Consider the following 14,740-nt stretch of genomic DNA (forward strand, 5'->3'; position numbering starts at 1 on the left):
CGATGTTGAAACGGATCAAAACGGATGAAGTGAAGCTGGGCATGTTCCTCCACAAGATGGAAGGATCATGGTTCTCGCATCCCTTCTGGCGCAGCAGGATGCTGCTGGACGATCCCGATCAGCTGGAAGAACTCAGGGCCAGCAAGGTCGAATGGGTGCAGATCGACACCGCGCGCGGGATCGGCCCGGCGTCTGAAACCACACCCACGCCCCGTTCCTTCCAGCCCGCCGAAAAAGACGTGAACGAGCGTCTGTTCGGACGCACCAGCGCGCAGGGCGTGACAATCATGCGCCGCCATCCGGCCCGGCCCGCCGCCGCGCCGCAGAGCTTCGATCCGCTGTCCAAGGACAGGCTGCCGCTGCAAGCCGAAATGGCCCACGCCAGCAAGCTGGCGCGCAAGGCCAGCCGGGCGATGCGGAAGGTCTTCGACGATGCGCGACTGGGCAAGGCGATCAAGTTCAACCGGCTGCAGCCGATGATCGAGGAGATTTCCAGTTCGGTCCAGCGCAACCCCCACGCCTTCATGGCGGTGACGCGGCTCAAGAACAGCAGCGAATATCTCTACATGCATTCGCTTTCGGTCTGCGCCCTGATGATAAGCCTGGCGCAGCAGCTCCGGCTCCGTCCCGAACAGATCCAGGAAGCGGGTCTTGCCGGTCTGCTGATGGATGTCGGCATGGGCCATGTGCCGCAGGAAACATGGGACAAGGGCGCACCGCTGACGCCGGAAGAGTGGCAGGTGATCAAAAGCCACACGACGCTGGCGCATGAGTTCCTGACATTGGGCGGCGAAATGCCCGAAACGGTGCTGGACGTATGCCTGCATCATCATGAACGCATGGACGGCAGCGGCTATCCGCATGGGCTGGTTGGGGAAGAGATCAGCCTGTTTTCCCGCATGGCCGCGATCTGCGACACGTATGACGCGATGACGTCGGACCGCGTTCACCGGCAGGGGCAGGATCCGGCCGACGCCCTGCTCAACATCGACCAGGCCCATATGCTCTACGATCCGGAGATTTTCGCGGCGTTCCAGCAGGCCGTGGGCATTTATCCCATCGGATCGCTGGTGCGGCTGCGTAACCATCGCCTCGCCATCGTGATCGACCAGAATCCCGACGATCTGACGCTGCCCAAAGTCCGCCCCTTCTACTCGCTGCGGACGCGGACATTCGAAAATGCTCCCGACATCGACCTCAGCCGCTGCTTCGGCAGCGACCAGATCGTCTCACGCGAAACGCCTGCGGCATGGGAGATCGCCGATTGGCCCGCGGTCAGCGCCAAATTGCTCGCGCAGGAAAACTGAGCCGAAACCGGGCAAAAGCGCCGCCGCCAAAGGATCATCATAATGGCGGAGCGAACGGGAGCCAGGCCCCCGTCCGCTCCGCCACCCCCCTTCAGCCCTCCAACTGCCGTTGCAGCGCGCGTATGTCCGCGTCGATATCGGGGTTGCTCTGCCGCAGTTCCTCAATGGTCCGCACCGCATGGATGACCGTGCTATGATCCCGCCCGCCGAAGATACGGCCGATTTCGGGCAGTGAGCGCGGCGTCATCTTCTTCGCCAGATACATGGCTACCTGACGGGGACGGGCCACGGCGCGCGCGCGCCGCTTGGAGCGCATCTCCGCCGGATCGATCCGGTAATGGGCGGCGCACGCCTTCTGAATTTCATCCACGGTGATGCGGCGGACATTGGCGCGCACCGCGTCGGCCAGCATCCCCTGCGCGAATTCCAGGTCGATCGACCGGCCGGTGAGTTGGCCATAGGCGACCAGCTTGTTGAAGGCGCCTTCCAGCTCGCGGACATTGGAGCGAATCGAGCGGGCGAGGAAATCGATCACGGCATCGGGCACCGGCGGGTCGCCAGCAACCGCCCGCTTGCCTTCCAATATCGCCAGGCGCAGGCCGAGATCGGCGGGCTGGATGTCGGCGACCAGACCGCCCGCAAGACGCGAGAGGATGCGCGGGTCGATGCCGTCCAGCATCTGAGGCGCGCGGTCAGCGGTGATGATGATGCGCGCGCCCGCATCGATCAGGTCGTTGATCGTGTGGAGGAATTCCTCCTGCGTCGATCCCTTCCCCGCGATGAACTGAATGTCGTCGATCAGCAGCAGCCGCGCCGCGCGCAGCCGGGCCTTGAACGCCATGCTCTCATTGGCGCGCATGGCGTTCACGAACTCCATCATGAACCGCTCCGCCGACATATAGAGCACCTGCGCTGACGGCGAATGCGCGGAAAAAGCCGCGGCTGCCGCATGGAGCAGGTGCGTCTTGCCCTGTCCGGTGCCGCCATGCAGGAACAGCGGCGTGAAACGCGGCTGCTCCACCGACGCCATGGCCTGCGCCGCCGAAAAGGCGAAGCGGTTGGAGTCGCCGGTCACGAACTGGTCGAAGCTGTGACGGGGCTGGAAATTGGAAGCGGGCGCGCTTTCCTCCACCGACGCGTCGCATGCCGCCTCTGCGTCATGCGAATCGCGAACGATCTGGAGCAGACGCGGGCCCGTCGAATCGGGTGCCCGCAGCAGGCGGACTTCCCGCACGCCCACATTGGCGGAACGCCACGCCATGCGGAGCCGGTCGCCAAACTGGCCCGACACGAAGTTCGCGCTGAAATCGGAAGCGAATAACAGGTCGATCGTCTGCGAATCGGGGCAATAAACCCCAAGGCGCGCCGGCTTGAGCCACTGATCGAAAAGGCGCGCACCAATGTCGCGGCGCAAACCCGCACGGATTACGGCCCAGGCGGACTCCAGACGGGCGTCATTCCCTTCCGTCTGTCCCTCCCGTCCATCCACCGCTGCGTTATCCTTTATCAAAATGCCGCCCCCTTAGCGTCCCCCGCGCTGCCAGAAATGACGACACAAAAAGCCTTTCCGGAAAAGCCTCGCTTTTCCAGGCGTTCTCGTCCCACACAACAACTAGCAACGACCCGCCGAAAACGATTCGATCAGCGGCCAGAGGGAGAAAATAGACAGGCCTTCTCCGCCGGATCAAGGGCCGGGTGGTTCAAAAAAATGAAATAAAGACGTTGACTCAGCAAAGCCGCCAAAAATCCGAAATATGGATTTTTCACCTATATTTCATAATCTTAATTCATGGATTTTTTGCCGCAGTGCGTCGAATCGGTGGAAATCCGCCAATCCCGAAATGTGACAATGGGATAAAAGCCACATGAAAAAAGCCCACCCCGGACTTTGCCGGAGCAGGCTGTTGAAATGTCGAAGCCGAAAGGTTCAGCCGAGCGCGCTGACAGCCTTGGTCAGGCGGCCGAACTTGCGGGCGGCGGTGTTCTTGTGCAGCACGCCGCGGGCAACGCCGCGCGCGAGTTCGGGCTGAACGGTCTGAAGCGCGGTCGCGGCGGCCGTCTTGTCGCCGGCGACGATGGCAGCTTCCACCTTCTTCACCAGGGTGCGGATCCGGCTGATGCGGGCGCCATTGATTTCGGCGCGGCGCGCGTTGCGGCGGATGCGCTTCTTGGCTTGCGGCGTATTGGCCATTCTTGTCCTCGGCTTGCAAATCTCGTGAAAGAACCGCCCGGAATCGCCCTGGCGGCTCGTGAAGGCTGGCCCCTTACAGGGATTGAAGCATAGCGTCAACCAATGCGGTCACGCTATTTCTGGCATTTCGGGCAGTAAAAGGTCGATCGTCCGCCGTCCACGCGCCGCTCTACCACGCCGCCGCACGGGCAGGTTTCCCCTTCCCGGCCATAGACGCGCCATTGTTTGGAAAAATAGCCCAGCTCGCCGTCGGGCCGCGCATAATCACGCAGGGTGGAACCGCCCGCCACGATGGCGGCGGAGAGGACTGCGCGAATCGATTCGACCAGCAGGGCAAGGCGCGGACGCGTGATCTTCCCCGCCGTGCGAGTCGGCGCGATGCCCGCCATGTTCAGCGCCTCGCACACATAGATGTTGCCAAGGCCCGCGACGATCCGCTGGTCGAGCAGCGCGGCTTTGATCGACGTCGCCTTGCCCTCCAGCGCCCGCGCCAGCGTGGCGGGCGTGAAATCCGGCCCCAGCGGCTCAGGCCCCATACGGGTGAAGGGGGCATAATCCTCCCAAGCCTCGCTCCGCACCAGATCGAGCGAACCGAAGCGGCGCGGATCGTTGAGCGAAAGCAGCCGTCCAGCCCCTGTCTCGATCAGCAGATGATCATGCGCGCCGATTTCCGCCGGATCGATCCGCCAGCGTCCCGACATGCCGAGGTGGAAGATGAGCGTGTCACCCCTGTCGGTGCCGATCAGGCCATATTTGGCGCGGCGCGACAGGGTGGTGACGGTCGCGCCGGTCAGCCTCTGGCGCAGATCCACGGGGATCGGGAAGCGCAGGTCCGCGCGGCGCGGCTCCACGCGCACCAGCATCGCGCCTTCAAGCACGGCGCGCAGGCCCGCGACGGTGGTTTCGACTTCGGGAAGTTCAGGCATGATGCCCTGTCTAGCGATGCGCGGACGATAATCCCAGCTTCACGGCTGGCATGGCGTGTAAACTCCGGCTAGAGCGCTTTGCCATGAACGATACTGCATCCTTCGGCTATCGCGATGTGGACGCCGCTGAAAAACAGGGCATGGTCCGCGCGGTCTTTTCCAATGTCGCGTCGAAATACGACCTGATGAACGACGCCATGTCGGGCGGCGCGCACCGGTTATGGAAGGACCAGTTCGTGAACCGCGTGAAGCCGCGCAAGGATGAGCATATCCTCGACATGGCGGGCGGCACCGGCGATATCGCGTTTCGGATGCACCGACATGGAGCGCGCGTGACGGTGTCCGACATCAATCCCGAAATGCTGGCGGTCGGCATCGAGCGGGCCAGGAAGAAGGGCTATGAGGGACTGATCTGGTCGGAACAAAATGCGGAGGAACTGACCTTCGGCGACCGCGCTTTCGACGCCTATACGATCGCCTTCGGCATCCGCAACGTCACGCATATCGACAGAGCCCTGCGCGAGGCGCATCGGGTATTGAAATATGGCGGGCGCTTTTTCTGCCTGGAGTTCTCGACAACGACCTGGCCGGGCTTTGCCGATGTTTACGACGTCTATTCACACCGGCTGGTGCCCAAGCTCGGCAAGCTGTTCGCCGGTGACGAGGACAGCTACCGCTATCTGATCGAATCGATCCGCCGCTTTCCGCCCATGCCGAAGTTCGAGAGCATGATCCGCGAGGCCGGTTTCGTGAACACGAAGGTCGAGCCGATATTGGGCGGGCTGGTGGCGATCCACAGCGGCTGGAAGATCTGACGTCCCGTGCCTTCCCATACGACTCATATCTGGCGGCTGCTGAAATGGGGCCGCACATTGGCGCGACACGGTGCGCTGCGCGGGATCGAGCGCGATCCGCTGACCCCGGCGCCGGTGCGGCGGCTGGTGCGGCTGGCCCGTTTTGGCGCGCGCGTGCCCAAACAGCCCCGTTACGCGGACGCCTTCCAGGCCATCGGCCCCGCTGCGATCAAGCTGGGGCAGACGCTGGCGACTCGGCCCGATCTGGTCGGCGACGAGGCTGCGAATGACCTGTTGCGCTTGCAGGACGCGCTGCCTCCCGTCCCGTTCGCCACGATCCGCGCGCAGATCGAGCAGAGCTTCGGACGGCCGCTCGAATCCATATACAGCCATTTCGATGAAGTGCCGGTGGGCGCGGCCTCCATCGCGCAGGTGCATCGCGCCGTCACCACCGATGGCCGCGATGTGGCGGTGAAGGTGATCCGCCCCGGCGTGATCGACCGCTTCAACCGCGACATCCAGACCTATGAATGGGGCGCCGCCCATCTGGAGATGCTGGGCGGCGAAGCGGCGCGCCTGCGCCCGCGCCTGGTCATCGCCAACATGAAACGGTGGACGGCGCGGGAACTCGACCTGCGGCGCGAGGCCGCATCCGCCTCCGAACTCGCCGAAGCGATGGAGGCGATGCCGGGATACCGCATCCCCGCCATCGACTGGGACCGCACGACCGGCAAGGTCATGACGATGGAGTGGGTCGACGGCGTCAAGATCTCCGACCGCGACGCACTGATCGCCGCCGGACATGACGTGAAGGACATCGCGGCGCGGCTCGTCAACGCCTTCCTGCGGCAGGCGATCGCGGAAGGTTTCTTCCACGCCGACATGCATCAGGGGAACCTGTTCGTGACGGCGAACGGCGATATCGTCGCCATCGACTTCGGCATCATGGGCCGGATCGACCGCCGCGCGCGCATGTGGCTCGCCGAGATTCTCTACGGTCTCATCACCGGCAATTATCGGCGCGTCGCCGAAATCCATTTCGAGGCGCAATATGTGCCCGCCCATCATGACGTGGCGGAGTTCGCGACCGCGCTGCGCGCCGTGGGCGAGCCGATGCGCGGCAAGCCGGTGCGCGAACTGTCGGTCGGCGGGATGCTGGACGGCCTGTTCGCCATCACCCGCGATTTCGACATGCAGACGCAGCCGCATTTGCTGCTCCTCCAGAAAACGATGGTGATGGTGGAGGGCGTGGCGACCGCACTCGATCCCGACATCAACCTGTGGGAAACGAGCGGCCCCTATGTGAAGGAATGGCTGCGGACCGAATTAGGGCCGGAGGCCAAGGCCGCCGACACGCTGATCGAGAATTGGCGCACGCTGCAACGCTTGCCGGGGCTGGTGCGGCGGATCGAGGACGCCTTCCCCGAAAAGGGCGGCGCGCCCCCGCCTCCGCCGCTGAGCGAAGTCAGGGTCATCCGCATCGGCGGCGGTTGGCGCTATGCCGTGGTGGCGGCCATCGCGGCGGCGGCTGGAGCGATCGTTACGGCGCTGCTACATCTGCATATATGACTCAGCCTCGCGTCCTTCTCATCATCTCCGGCGGCATTGCGGCCTATAAGTCGTTGGAGCTTGTCCGGCTGCTGCGAAAGCGCGGCATCGCGGTGCGCGCCGTGCTGACGGCGGCGGCGGAGAAGTTCGTGACGCCGCTGTCGCTGGGCGTGCTGACCGAGGATCATGTCTATGGCGACATGTTCGACCTGAAGGAAGAGCGCGAGATCGGGCATATCCAGCTTTCGCGCCAGGCCGATCTGGTCGTGGTCGCGCCCGCCACCGCCGACATATTGGCCAAGATGGCGGCGGGCATCGCCGACGATCTGGCCACGACGCTGCTGCTCGCCACCGACAAGCCGGTGCTGGCCGTGCCCGCGATGAACGTCCGCATGTGGCACCATGCCGCGACTCAGCGCAACCTCGCGCAGCTTCGCGAGGACGGCGTGCACATCATGGAGCCGGACAGCGGCGAGATGGCCTGCGGCGAATATGGCAGGGGCCGCCTGCCCGAACCGGAGCAGATCGCGGCGGAGATCGCGCGGCTGATCGCCCTGCCCTCGCCCACCGATCCGCTCGCGGGCCAGCCGGATTTCGAAGGGCCTGAACTGCCGTTGACGGGCAGGCATGTCCTCATCACCGCCGGGCCGACGCATGAGCCGATCGACCCGGTGCGCTACATCGCCAACCGATCGTCGGGCAAGCAGGGTTTCGCCATCGCCGCCGCCGCCGCGCGGGCAGGCGCGCGGGTGACTTTGGTCGCCGGGCCGGTGAACCTCCCTACGCCGCAGGGTGTCAAGCGCGTGGACGTGGAAACCGCGCTGGAGATGATGGCAGCGGTCGAAGCGGCCCTGCCCGCCGACGCCGCGATCATGGTCGCCGCCGTCGCCGACTGGCGCACCGCCGGCGCGGCCAACCAGAAAATCAAGAAGGACGGGTCGGGCAAGCCCGCGCCGCTTTCGCTGGTTGAAAATCCCGACATCCTCGCGACACTCGGCAAACATGGGCAGCGCCCCACGCTGCTGGTCGGGTTCGCCGCCGAAACCGAAAAGGTCGCCGACCATGCCCGCGCCAAGCTGGCGAAGAAGGGCGCGGACTGGATCGTCGCCAATGACGTGTCAGGCGCCCCCGGAGCAAGCGTGATGGGCGGCGACGCGAACAGCGTTCATATCGTCACGGCCGACGGCATCGAAAGCTGGGAAAACCTGCCCAAGGATGTTGTCGCCACCCGCCTCATCGAAAAGGTCGCCCATGTCCTCTCCGCTCGTCCCGATTGAAATAAGGCTGAAGCGCCTGCCCCATGGCGAAGGGTTGCCCACGCCCGCTTATGCGACCGAACATGCGGCAGGCATGGATGTGGTATCGGCGGAAGATGTCACGATTGCACCCGGCGGCCGCTATGCCGTTGCAACCGGCTTCGCCATGGCCATCCCCGAAGGCTATGAGGTGCAGGTGCGCCCGCGTTCGGGTCTGGCGTTGAAGCACGGCATCAGCCTGCCCAACACGCCGGGCACCATCGACGCCGACTATCGCGGCGAACTCAAGGTGATCCTCATCAATCTGGGTGACACACCCTTCATCATCGCGCGCGGCGATCGGATCGCGCAGCTTGTGGCCGCCCCGGTCCAGATGGCGCGCTTCGCCGAAGTCAGGGAACTGGACGACACCGCGCGGGGTTCAGGGGGTTTCGGCTCCACGGGCATCGCTTCCTCATGACGCTGACCGACGACCAACTCGAACGCTATGCACGCCACATCGTCCTCAAGGAGATCGGCGGCGCGGGGCAGGCGCGGCTGCTGTCGGCGGATGTGGCGGTGATCGGCGCGGGCGGCATCGGCAGCCCGGCGATCCTGTATCTGGCCGCGGCGGGCGTCGGCACTATCCGGGTGATCGACGATGACGCGGTGGCGCTCTCCAACCTGCAGCGGCAAGTGCTGTTCGGCACCGCCGACATCGGCGCGTCCAAGGCGGAGGTCGCCATGGCCGCCGTCGCCCGGCTCAATCCCGACGTGAAGCTGATCCCCATCAACGCCCGCATCGATGCGGAAAATGCGGGGTTGATGCTGCGCGAGGCGGACGTGGTGCTGGACGGCTGCGACAGTTTCGCGACGCGTCTCGCGGTCGCCGACGCCGCGCAGGCGCTGCGTATCCCGCTGGTGTCGGCTGCGGTCGGCCCGTTCGAGGGGCAACTCGCCACCTATCGCGGATGGGAAAGGGACAAGCCCTGCTATCGCTGCCTTGTCGGGACGCCGGAAGACGCGGCGGAGCGCAATTGCGCGGAAACCGGCGTCATTGGCGCACTGACCGGCGTGATGGGCAGCCTCGCCGCGCTGGAGGTGATCCGCGCGCTGGTTCCCTTTGGCGAGGACAGCGCGGGCAAGCTGCTGCTCTGCGACCTGCTCTCCATGCGGTTCCGCACCCTTACGGTGCCCAAGGACCCGGCCTGTCCCGCCTGCGCGGTGGAACTGTGCGCGAACTGAGGATCATCGTTGCCTGCGCGGATTCAGAGCGGTTGCGCGCCGCCCTGGTGACGGCATCGGCGCAGGCGGCGCTGGGCGGCAAGGCAGCGGTATTCCTGCAACTCGACGCCGTGGCCCTGCTGCGCGCGCCCATCGCGGCCCGCCTGGACGACGCGCATGAAGCGGCGGGTCTGCCGACGCTGGCGCTGCTGCTGGAGGACGCGGTCGCTTTAGGCGTCGCGCTCTTCGCCTGCCAGAGCGGATTGGCGCTGTCGAACTTGTCCGCGAGCGACCTGCCCAAAGGCGTGGAGATGAGCGGCCCGGTCGCTTTCCTGCAACAGACCAGCGACGACGCCCGCCTCCTGTTCGCCTGACCCAGGCACAGCCCTTCTATTGACAGGCGGGATGGCCCATTTAAGGGGAAGGCGCGGCCTTTGCGCCCATCCACATAAATGAAAGTCATCCCGTGTCCGCCATGCTCAAGATCACCCTGCCCGATGGTTCCGTGCGCGAAGTCGCGCCCGGCACTACCCCGGCGGACATTGCGGCGGCGATCGGGCCGGGCCTGGCCAAGGCCGCCATCGCGGCGCGGGTCGATGGCGAGCTGCGCGACATCACGCGCCCGCTGGAGGCAGACGCTGCGCTCGCGCTAGTGACAGCGAAGGATGAAGCCGACGCGCTGGAACTGGCGCGTCACGACTTCGCGCATCTGCTGGCCGAAGCGGTGCAGGAACTGTTCCCCGGCACGCAGATCACTTTTGGACCCGCGACCGAGGACGGCTTTTACTACGACTTCGCGCCCGATCCGAAGCGCGGACCCTTCACCGAGGAAGACCTGCCCGTCATCGAGGAAAAGATGCGGGAACTCATCCGCGCCGACAAGCCGCTGCGCCGCGAAGTGTGGCGCCGCGAGGATCTGATCGCGCGCTGGCAGGCGGAGGGGGAGACGTTCAAGGCGCAGTGGGCCGCAGAACTGCCCGAGGGCGAGGAACTGACGGTCTACTGGTCGGGCAATGACTGGCTCGACATGTGCCGGGGGCCGCACCTCGCCTCGACGGGAAAACTCGACCCGCAGGCGTTCAAGCTGACCCGCGTGTCGGGCGCTTACTGGCGCGGCGATCAGAAGAACGCGATGCTTTCGCGCATCTACGGCACCGGCTGGCTCAACAGGAAACAGCTCGACGCGCATCTTCACATGCTGGAGGAAGCGGGCAAGCGCGACCATCGCAAGCTGGGCGCGGAAATGGACCTGTTTCACCTCCAGGCCGAAGCGCATGGCTCCGTCTTCTGGCACGCCAAGGGCTATATCATCTGGCGGCAACTGGAATCCTACCTGCGCCGCCGGCTCGACGCGGCAGGCTACCAAGAAGTGAAGACGCCGCAGATCATGGACGCCCGCCAGTGGGAGCAATCCGGCCACTGGGGCAAATATCGCGAGAATATGTTCGTCATCCCCGACGAGGTGCCGAACACCGAGGATGAAGGTCCGGTCGTATCGCATGACGCGGCATGGATGGCGCTTAAGCCCATGAACTGTCCCGCGCATGTCCTGATCTTCCGCCAAGGGATCAAGAGCTATCGCGATCTGCCGCTCCGCATGGCGGAAATGGGCTGCTGCCATCGCAACGAACCGCATGGCGCGCTGCACGGCCTGATGCGCGTGCGCCAGTTCACGCAGGACGACGCGCATATCTTTTGCCGCGAAGACCAGCTGGTGAGCGAGGTCGCGCAATTCTGCGACCTGCTGGATGTGGTATATAAGGATCTGGGCTTCGCGGACTATGCCATCAAGCTGGCGCTCCGCCCGGAAAAGCGGTTCGGCACCGACGAAATGTGGGACTGGTCCGAACAGTCGCTGCGCGATGCCGTCGCCGCGACGGGCCGCAACACGGCCGAATGGGGATGGGAAGAATTACCGGGCGAAGGCGCCTTCTACGCGCCCAAGCTGGAGTTCCACCTGACCGACGCGATCGGGCGGACGTGGCAGGTCGGCACGATCCAGACCGACACGGTGCTGCCCGAACGACTCGACGCCAGCTATGTGGGCGAGGACGGCGAACGGCACCGGCCGGTGATGCTCCACAGGGCGATCCTGGGCAGCTATGAACGCTTCATCGGCATATTGATCGAACATTATGCGGGCAAATTTCCGCTCTGGCTCGCCCCTGTTCAGGCGGTCGTGGCGACCATCGTATCGGATGCGGACCCGTATGCACAGGAAGTTGTCGAGAAGCTCCGTGCCGCCGGAATCCGCACCGAAGCGGACGTACGGAACGAGAAGATCAACTACAAGGTGCGCGAGCATAGCCTTGCAAAAGTGCCCAATCTGCTGGTCGTCGGAAGGCGCGAGGCGGAGGAAGGCACGGTGGCGCTGCGCGAACTGGGCAAGGAAGGGCAGTCCGTCCTTTCACTGGACGATATCATCGCCCGACTTGCAAAAGAGGCGCTGGCTCCCGATATGCGGTGAGGCTGCCATGTCACAGAGGGACCGGCAATCCGCAACTGCGGACTTGCCGCCCCTTTCGGCTTTGCGCTAAAGGCGCATCCACCGACATTTTTGAACGACCATAGGAGATACCGCTATACGTCCCCCAATGATGCGCCGTCCAATGGCGCCGCCGCCGAAGTCCGGTCCCCGTTATAATGAGTTCATCACCGTGCCCAAGGTGCGGGTGATCGACGACGAAGGCGAAAATCTGGGCGTGATGTTGACGCAGGAGGCGATGGAGCGCGCTTACGAGATCGGGCTGGACCTGGTCGAAGTGTCGCCGACAGCCGATCCGCCGGTCTGCAAGTTTCTGGACATCGGCAAGTTCAAATACGAAGCGCAGAAAAAGGCGAATATCGCCCGCAAGACGCAGCGGACGCAGGAACTCAAAGAGATCAAGATGCGTCCCAACATCGACGATCATGACTATGATACGAAGATGAAGAAGGTGCATGATTTCATTGGCGATGGCGACAAGGTGAAGATCACCCTGCGCTTTCGGGGCCGCGAATTGTCGCACCAGCAGCTCGGCATGCAGTTGCTTCAGCGCGTTGCTGAGAATGTGGCGGAGATCGCCAAGGTCGAAGCCTATCCCCGCATGGAAGGCCGCCAGATGCTGATGGTGCTCGCACCGAAATAAGCGCGGCTGCTCGCAAAGCGACACAAGCAAATGGGCGGAGTCTGGCGACAGGCTTCGCCCGATGCTTTTGGAGGTCCGGCCAGATTGACCCTACCCGCCGAATCAGGCCGAAGGCTTGTCTCGATAGAGTGCCGGGAACATCGCCTTGAGCGCCGCCACCTTGGACGCATCCCAGCGCAATATATAGGGATGGCGTGGGTTGCGGCGCATGAAATCCTGATGATAGCTGTCGGCATCCTGAAAGCCGGTGAAACGCTCCACCCGCGTCACGATGGGGTCGCGCCACAACCCTGCCTTGCCTAATTGGATCAGATAGGCGTCCGCTGCCTTCACCTGCTCCGCGTTCAACGGGAAGAGCGCACTGCGATATTGGGTGCCGCGGTCCGGTCCTTGGGCATTGAGCGTCGTCGGGTCCGCGATCACAGAGAAGAATATCCGCAGCAGCGCGCCATAGCTTACCAGCTTTGGATCATAGGTGACGCGCACCGCTTCGGCATAGCCGGTATCGCCCTCGCTCACCCGCTCATAGTCCACCTTGCGCCCGCGCGGTCCGCCCGCGAAACCCGAAACGGCGAGGTGAACGCCTTTCACATGAGAAAACACGCCCTCCACGCCCCAAAAGCAACCGCCCGCAAAAACAGCGGTTTCCAGTTTCCGGCCGGGCGACGCATCGACCGCCGGAACAGGCGCCAGCACCGGCCTTTCGGCGCGCAGGGGAGAAGCGGCGGTCAGCGCCGCGACAAGAGCAAGAAAGATGCCGTCAGCGCGTCGCATAATCCGCCGCCGGCGCGGCGATGGCGGACGGCGCGATCATTGACGGTTCTTCCTGATGAAAGGCAAACATGCCGATGGCGCCAAGGACGAATCCCCCCAAGAAGCGGAAGAACAGGTCGGATTTCAAAAATGCCTTCATGGGCGTCTTGTCCTCGCGCCGCCTGCGGCCCAATGGGCAGAGCGGCTTTGCAATAAAGTTCGCCTTCGCCGCCACTCATAAACTTTGTCGATGAGTGCTCGATGAACACCCGTCAGAAAGCGATCGGTAGCGGCAAGGCGGAAACAGGTTTCGGTTCGAAACGGGATATAGAAACCGCCGCGCCAATCGCAAGACGGCGCGGCAGGAAAAAGACCGTTTCCGCTTTCGCGCCTATTTGAGCGCGGCGCAGGCTTCCTGGATGCGGATGCAGGCGGTTTTCAGCACTTCGTCCGAGGTCGCATAGCTGATGCGAAAAGCAGGCGAGAGGCCGAAGGCCGCGCCATGCACCGCGGCAACCCGCGCTTCATCGAGGAAGTAGCCGATCAGCGTTTCGTCGCTGTCGATCACCTGCCCCTTGGGCGTCGTCTTGCCGATCAGGCCACTGGCGTCGGGATAGACATAGAAAGCGCCTTCGGGCGTCGGGCAATCGAGGCCCGGCGCGTCGTTCAGCATGGCGACCACCATGTCGCGGCGCTTTTTGAACGCTGAATTGCGTTCTTCGAGAAAGTCCTGATCACCGGTCAGCGCGGCGACGGCGGCGGCCTGGCTGATCGAGCAGGGGTTGGAGGTGGATTGCGATTGCAGCTTGCCCATCGCCTTGATGATCCATTCCGGGCCGCCCGCGAAACCGATGCGCCAGCCGGTCATGGAAAAGGCCTTGGAACAGCCGTTGACCGTCAAGGTGCGATCGTAAAGCTCCGGACACACCTGCGCGATGGTGGCAAAGGGCGTGGGCGCATACCAGACATGCTCATACATGTCGTCGGTCATCACCATCACATGGGGATAGCGCAGCAGCACATCGCCCAGCGCCTTCAATTCCGCCGCCGAATATGCCGCACCCGACGGGTTGGAGGGCGAGTTCAGGAGCACCCACTTGGTCCGGGGCGTGATCGCGGCCTCAAGCTGGGCGGCGGTGATCTTGTAGCCTTGACTGGCGGGACCCTCGATAAAAACCGGCGTGCCCCCCGCAAAGTTCACGATGTCGGGATAGCTGACCCAATAGGGCGCGGGGATGATGACTTCATCGCCCGCATCGACGGTCGCGACCAACGCGTTGAACAAGGTGTGCTTGCCGCCGGAGTTCACGCTGATCTGGCTGCGCTTGTAGACGAGGCCATTATCGCGCTTGAACTTGAAGGCGACCGCTTCCTTGAGATCGGCGGTGCCGTCCACATCGGTATAGCGAGTGAGGTTGTTGCGAATCGCCGCAATCCCCGCTTCCTTGACGAAATCGGGCGTGTCGAAATCCGGCTCGCCCGCCGACAGGCCGATCACGTCCACGCCTTCGGCTTTCAGCGCGTTGACCCGCGCGCTCATGGCGAGCGTGGCGGAAGGCTGGATACGGCCAAGGGCGGCGGAAGTCTGGCTCATGACGACAATCTTTCTGAAGAATCCCCAAGGTCCGCGAGAA

The 14,740-nt window shown here is 64.1% G+C and carries 15 protein-coding genes; 9 read left to right on the top strand and 6 right to left on the bottom strand.

What is annotated here, in order from left to right:
- Nucleotides 1-2: 2 nt before the first annotated feature.
- Nucleotides 3-1,307, top strand: coding sequence for a cyclic di-GMP phosphodiesterase (locus ATN00_RS00005; protein ID WP_062060601.1), 1,305 nt, complete (start codon nucleotides 3-5; stop codon nucleotides 1,305-1,307).
- Between the two features lie 91 nt (nucleotides 1,308-1,398).
- Here ATN00_RS00005 and dnaA read toward each other — a convergent pair whose 3' ends face one another.
- The 3 genes from dnaA to mutM all read right to left on the bottom strand — a co-directional run bounded on the left by dnaA (nucleotide 1,399) and on the right by mutM (nucleotide 4,424).
- On the bottom strand, nucleotides 1,399-2,814 hold the full coding sequence (gene dnaA, locus ATN00_RS00010; protein WP_062068198.1) for a chromosomal replication initiator protein DnaA: 1,416 nt from the start codon (nucleotides 2,812-2,814) through the stop codon (nucleotides 1,399-1,401).
- Between the two features lie 420 nt (nucleotides 2,815-3,234).
- Nucleotides 3,235-3,498: a 30S ribosomal protein S20 gene (rpsT, locus tag ATN00_RS00015; protein WP_062060604.1), complete on the bottom strand. Its 264-nt coding sequence runs from the start codon at nucleotides 3,496-3,498 to the stop codon at nucleotides 3,235-3,237.
- Between the two features lie 113 nt (nucleotides 3,499-3,611).
- The gene (gene mutM / locus ATN00_RS00020; RefSeq protein WP_062060606.1) at nucleotides 3,612-4,424 is read right to left on the bottom strand and encodes a bifunctional DNA-formamidopyrimidine glycosylase/DNA-(apurinic or apyrimidinic site) lyase; all 813 of its coding nucleotides are present in this window, start codon (nucleotides 4,422-4,424) and stop codon (nucleotides 3,612-3,614) included.
- A gap of 83 nt (nucleotides 4,425-4,507) precedes the next feature.
- On the opposite strand from mutM, the gene ATN00_RS00025 reads away from it, so the two are divergent.
- The 8 genes from ATN00_RS00025 to infC all read left to right on the top strand — a co-directional run bounded on the left by ATN00_RS00025 (nucleotide 4,508) and on the right by infC (nucleotide 12,353).
- Nucleotides 4,508-5,239: a class I SAM-dependent methyltransferase gene (locus ATN00_RS00025; protein ID WP_062060609.1), complete on the top strand. Its 732-nt coding sequence runs from the start codon at nucleotides 4,508-4,510 to the stop codon at nucleotides 5,237-5,239.
- A 6-nt stretch (nucleotides 5,240-5,245) separates the two neighbouring features.
- A complete protein-coding gene (ubiB, locus tag ATN00_RS00030) occupies nucleotides 5,246-6,787 on the top strand; it encodes a 2-polyprenylphenol 6-hydroxylase (RefSeq protein WP_062060612.1) in 1,542 nt (513 codons plus the stop codon).
- Nucleotides 6,784-8,043 carry a bifunctional phosphopantothenoylcysteine decarboxylase/phosphopantothenate--cysteine ligase CoaBC gene (gene coaBC / locus ATN00_RS00035; protein ID WP_062060615.1) on the top strand — a complete coding sequence of 420 codons (1,260 nt, stop codon included), beginning with the start codon at nucleotides 6,784-6,786 and terminating at the stop codon, nucleotides 8,041-8,043. Before ubiB ends, coaBC begins: the two co-directional genes overlap by 4 nt.
- Nucleotides 8,018-8,482: a dUTP diphosphatase gene (gene dut, locus ATN00_RS00040; protein WP_062060618.1), complete on the top strand. Its 465-nt coding sequence runs from the start codon at nucleotides 8,018-8,020 to the stop codon at nucleotides 8,480-8,482. The genes coaBC and dut overlap by 26 nt, the downstream gene beginning before the upstream one ends.
- Nucleotides 8,479-9,246: a HesA/MoeB/ThiF family protein gene (locus ATN00_RS00045; RefSeq protein WP_062060621.1), complete on the top strand. Its 768-nt coding sequence runs from the start codon at nucleotides 8,479-8,481 to the stop codon at nucleotides 9,244-9,246. The genes dut and ATN00_RS00045 overlap by 4 nt, the downstream gene beginning before the upstream one ends.
- Nucleotides 9,234-9,599, top strand: a complete 366-nt coding sequence (locus tag ATN00_RS00050) for a DsrE family protein (RefSeq protein ID WP_021244141.1) — start codon at nucleotides 9,234-9,236, stop codon at nucleotides 9,597-9,599. Before ATN00_RS00045 ends, ATN00_RS00050 begins: the two co-directional genes overlap by 13 nt.
- A 101-nt stretch (nucleotides 9,600-9,700) precedes the next feature.
- Nucleotides 9,701-11,692 (top strand): threonine--tRNA ligase, encoded by a 1,992-nt coding sequence (gene thrS, locus ATN00_RS00055; RefSeq protein WP_062060624.1) that lies wholly within the window; start codon nucleotides 9,701-9,703, stop codon nucleotides 11,690-11,692.
- Between the two features lie 127 nt (nucleotides 11,693-11,819).
- Nucleotides 11,820-12,353 (top strand): translation initiation factor IF-3, encoded by a 534-nt coding sequence (gene infC, locus ATN00_RS00060; RefSeq protein ID WP_062060627.1) that lies wholly within the window; start codon nucleotides 11,820-11,822, stop codon nucleotides 12,351-12,353.
- Between the two features lie 102 nt (nucleotides 12,354-12,455).
- Here infC and msrA read toward each other — a convergent pair whose 3' ends face one another.
- From msrA to ATN00_RS00075, 3 genes are all read right to left on the bottom strand, one after another.
- Nucleotides 12,456-13,127, bottom strand: a complete 672-nt coding sequence (gene msrA / locus ATN00_RS00065) for a peptide-methionine (S)-S-oxide reductase MsrA (protein ID WP_062060630.1) — start codon at nucleotides 13,125-13,127, stop codon at nucleotides 12,456-12,458.
- Nucleotides 13,114-13,341, bottom strand: a complete 228-nt coding sequence (locus ATN00_RS00070) for a hypothetical protein (protein ID WP_156415180.1) — start codon at nucleotides 13,339-13,341, stop codon at nucleotides 13,114-13,116. The genes msrA and ATN00_RS00070 overlap by 14 nt, the downstream gene beginning before the upstream one ends.
- Nucleotides 13,342-13,497: 156 nt before the next feature.
- A complete protein-coding gene (locus ATN00_RS00075) occupies nucleotides 13,498-14,700 on the bottom strand; it encodes a pyridoxal phosphate-dependent aminotransferase (RefSeq protein ID WP_062060636.1) in 1,203 nt (400 codons plus the stop codon).
- Between the last annotated feature and the right edge of the window lie 40 nt (nucleotides 14,701-14,740).

It is taken from the genome of Sphingobium baderi, assembly GCF_001456115.1.
Classification (GTDB): domain Bacteria; phylum Pseudomonadota; class Alphaproteobacteria; order Sphingomonadales; family Sphingomonadaceae; genus Sphingobium; species Sphingobium baderi_A.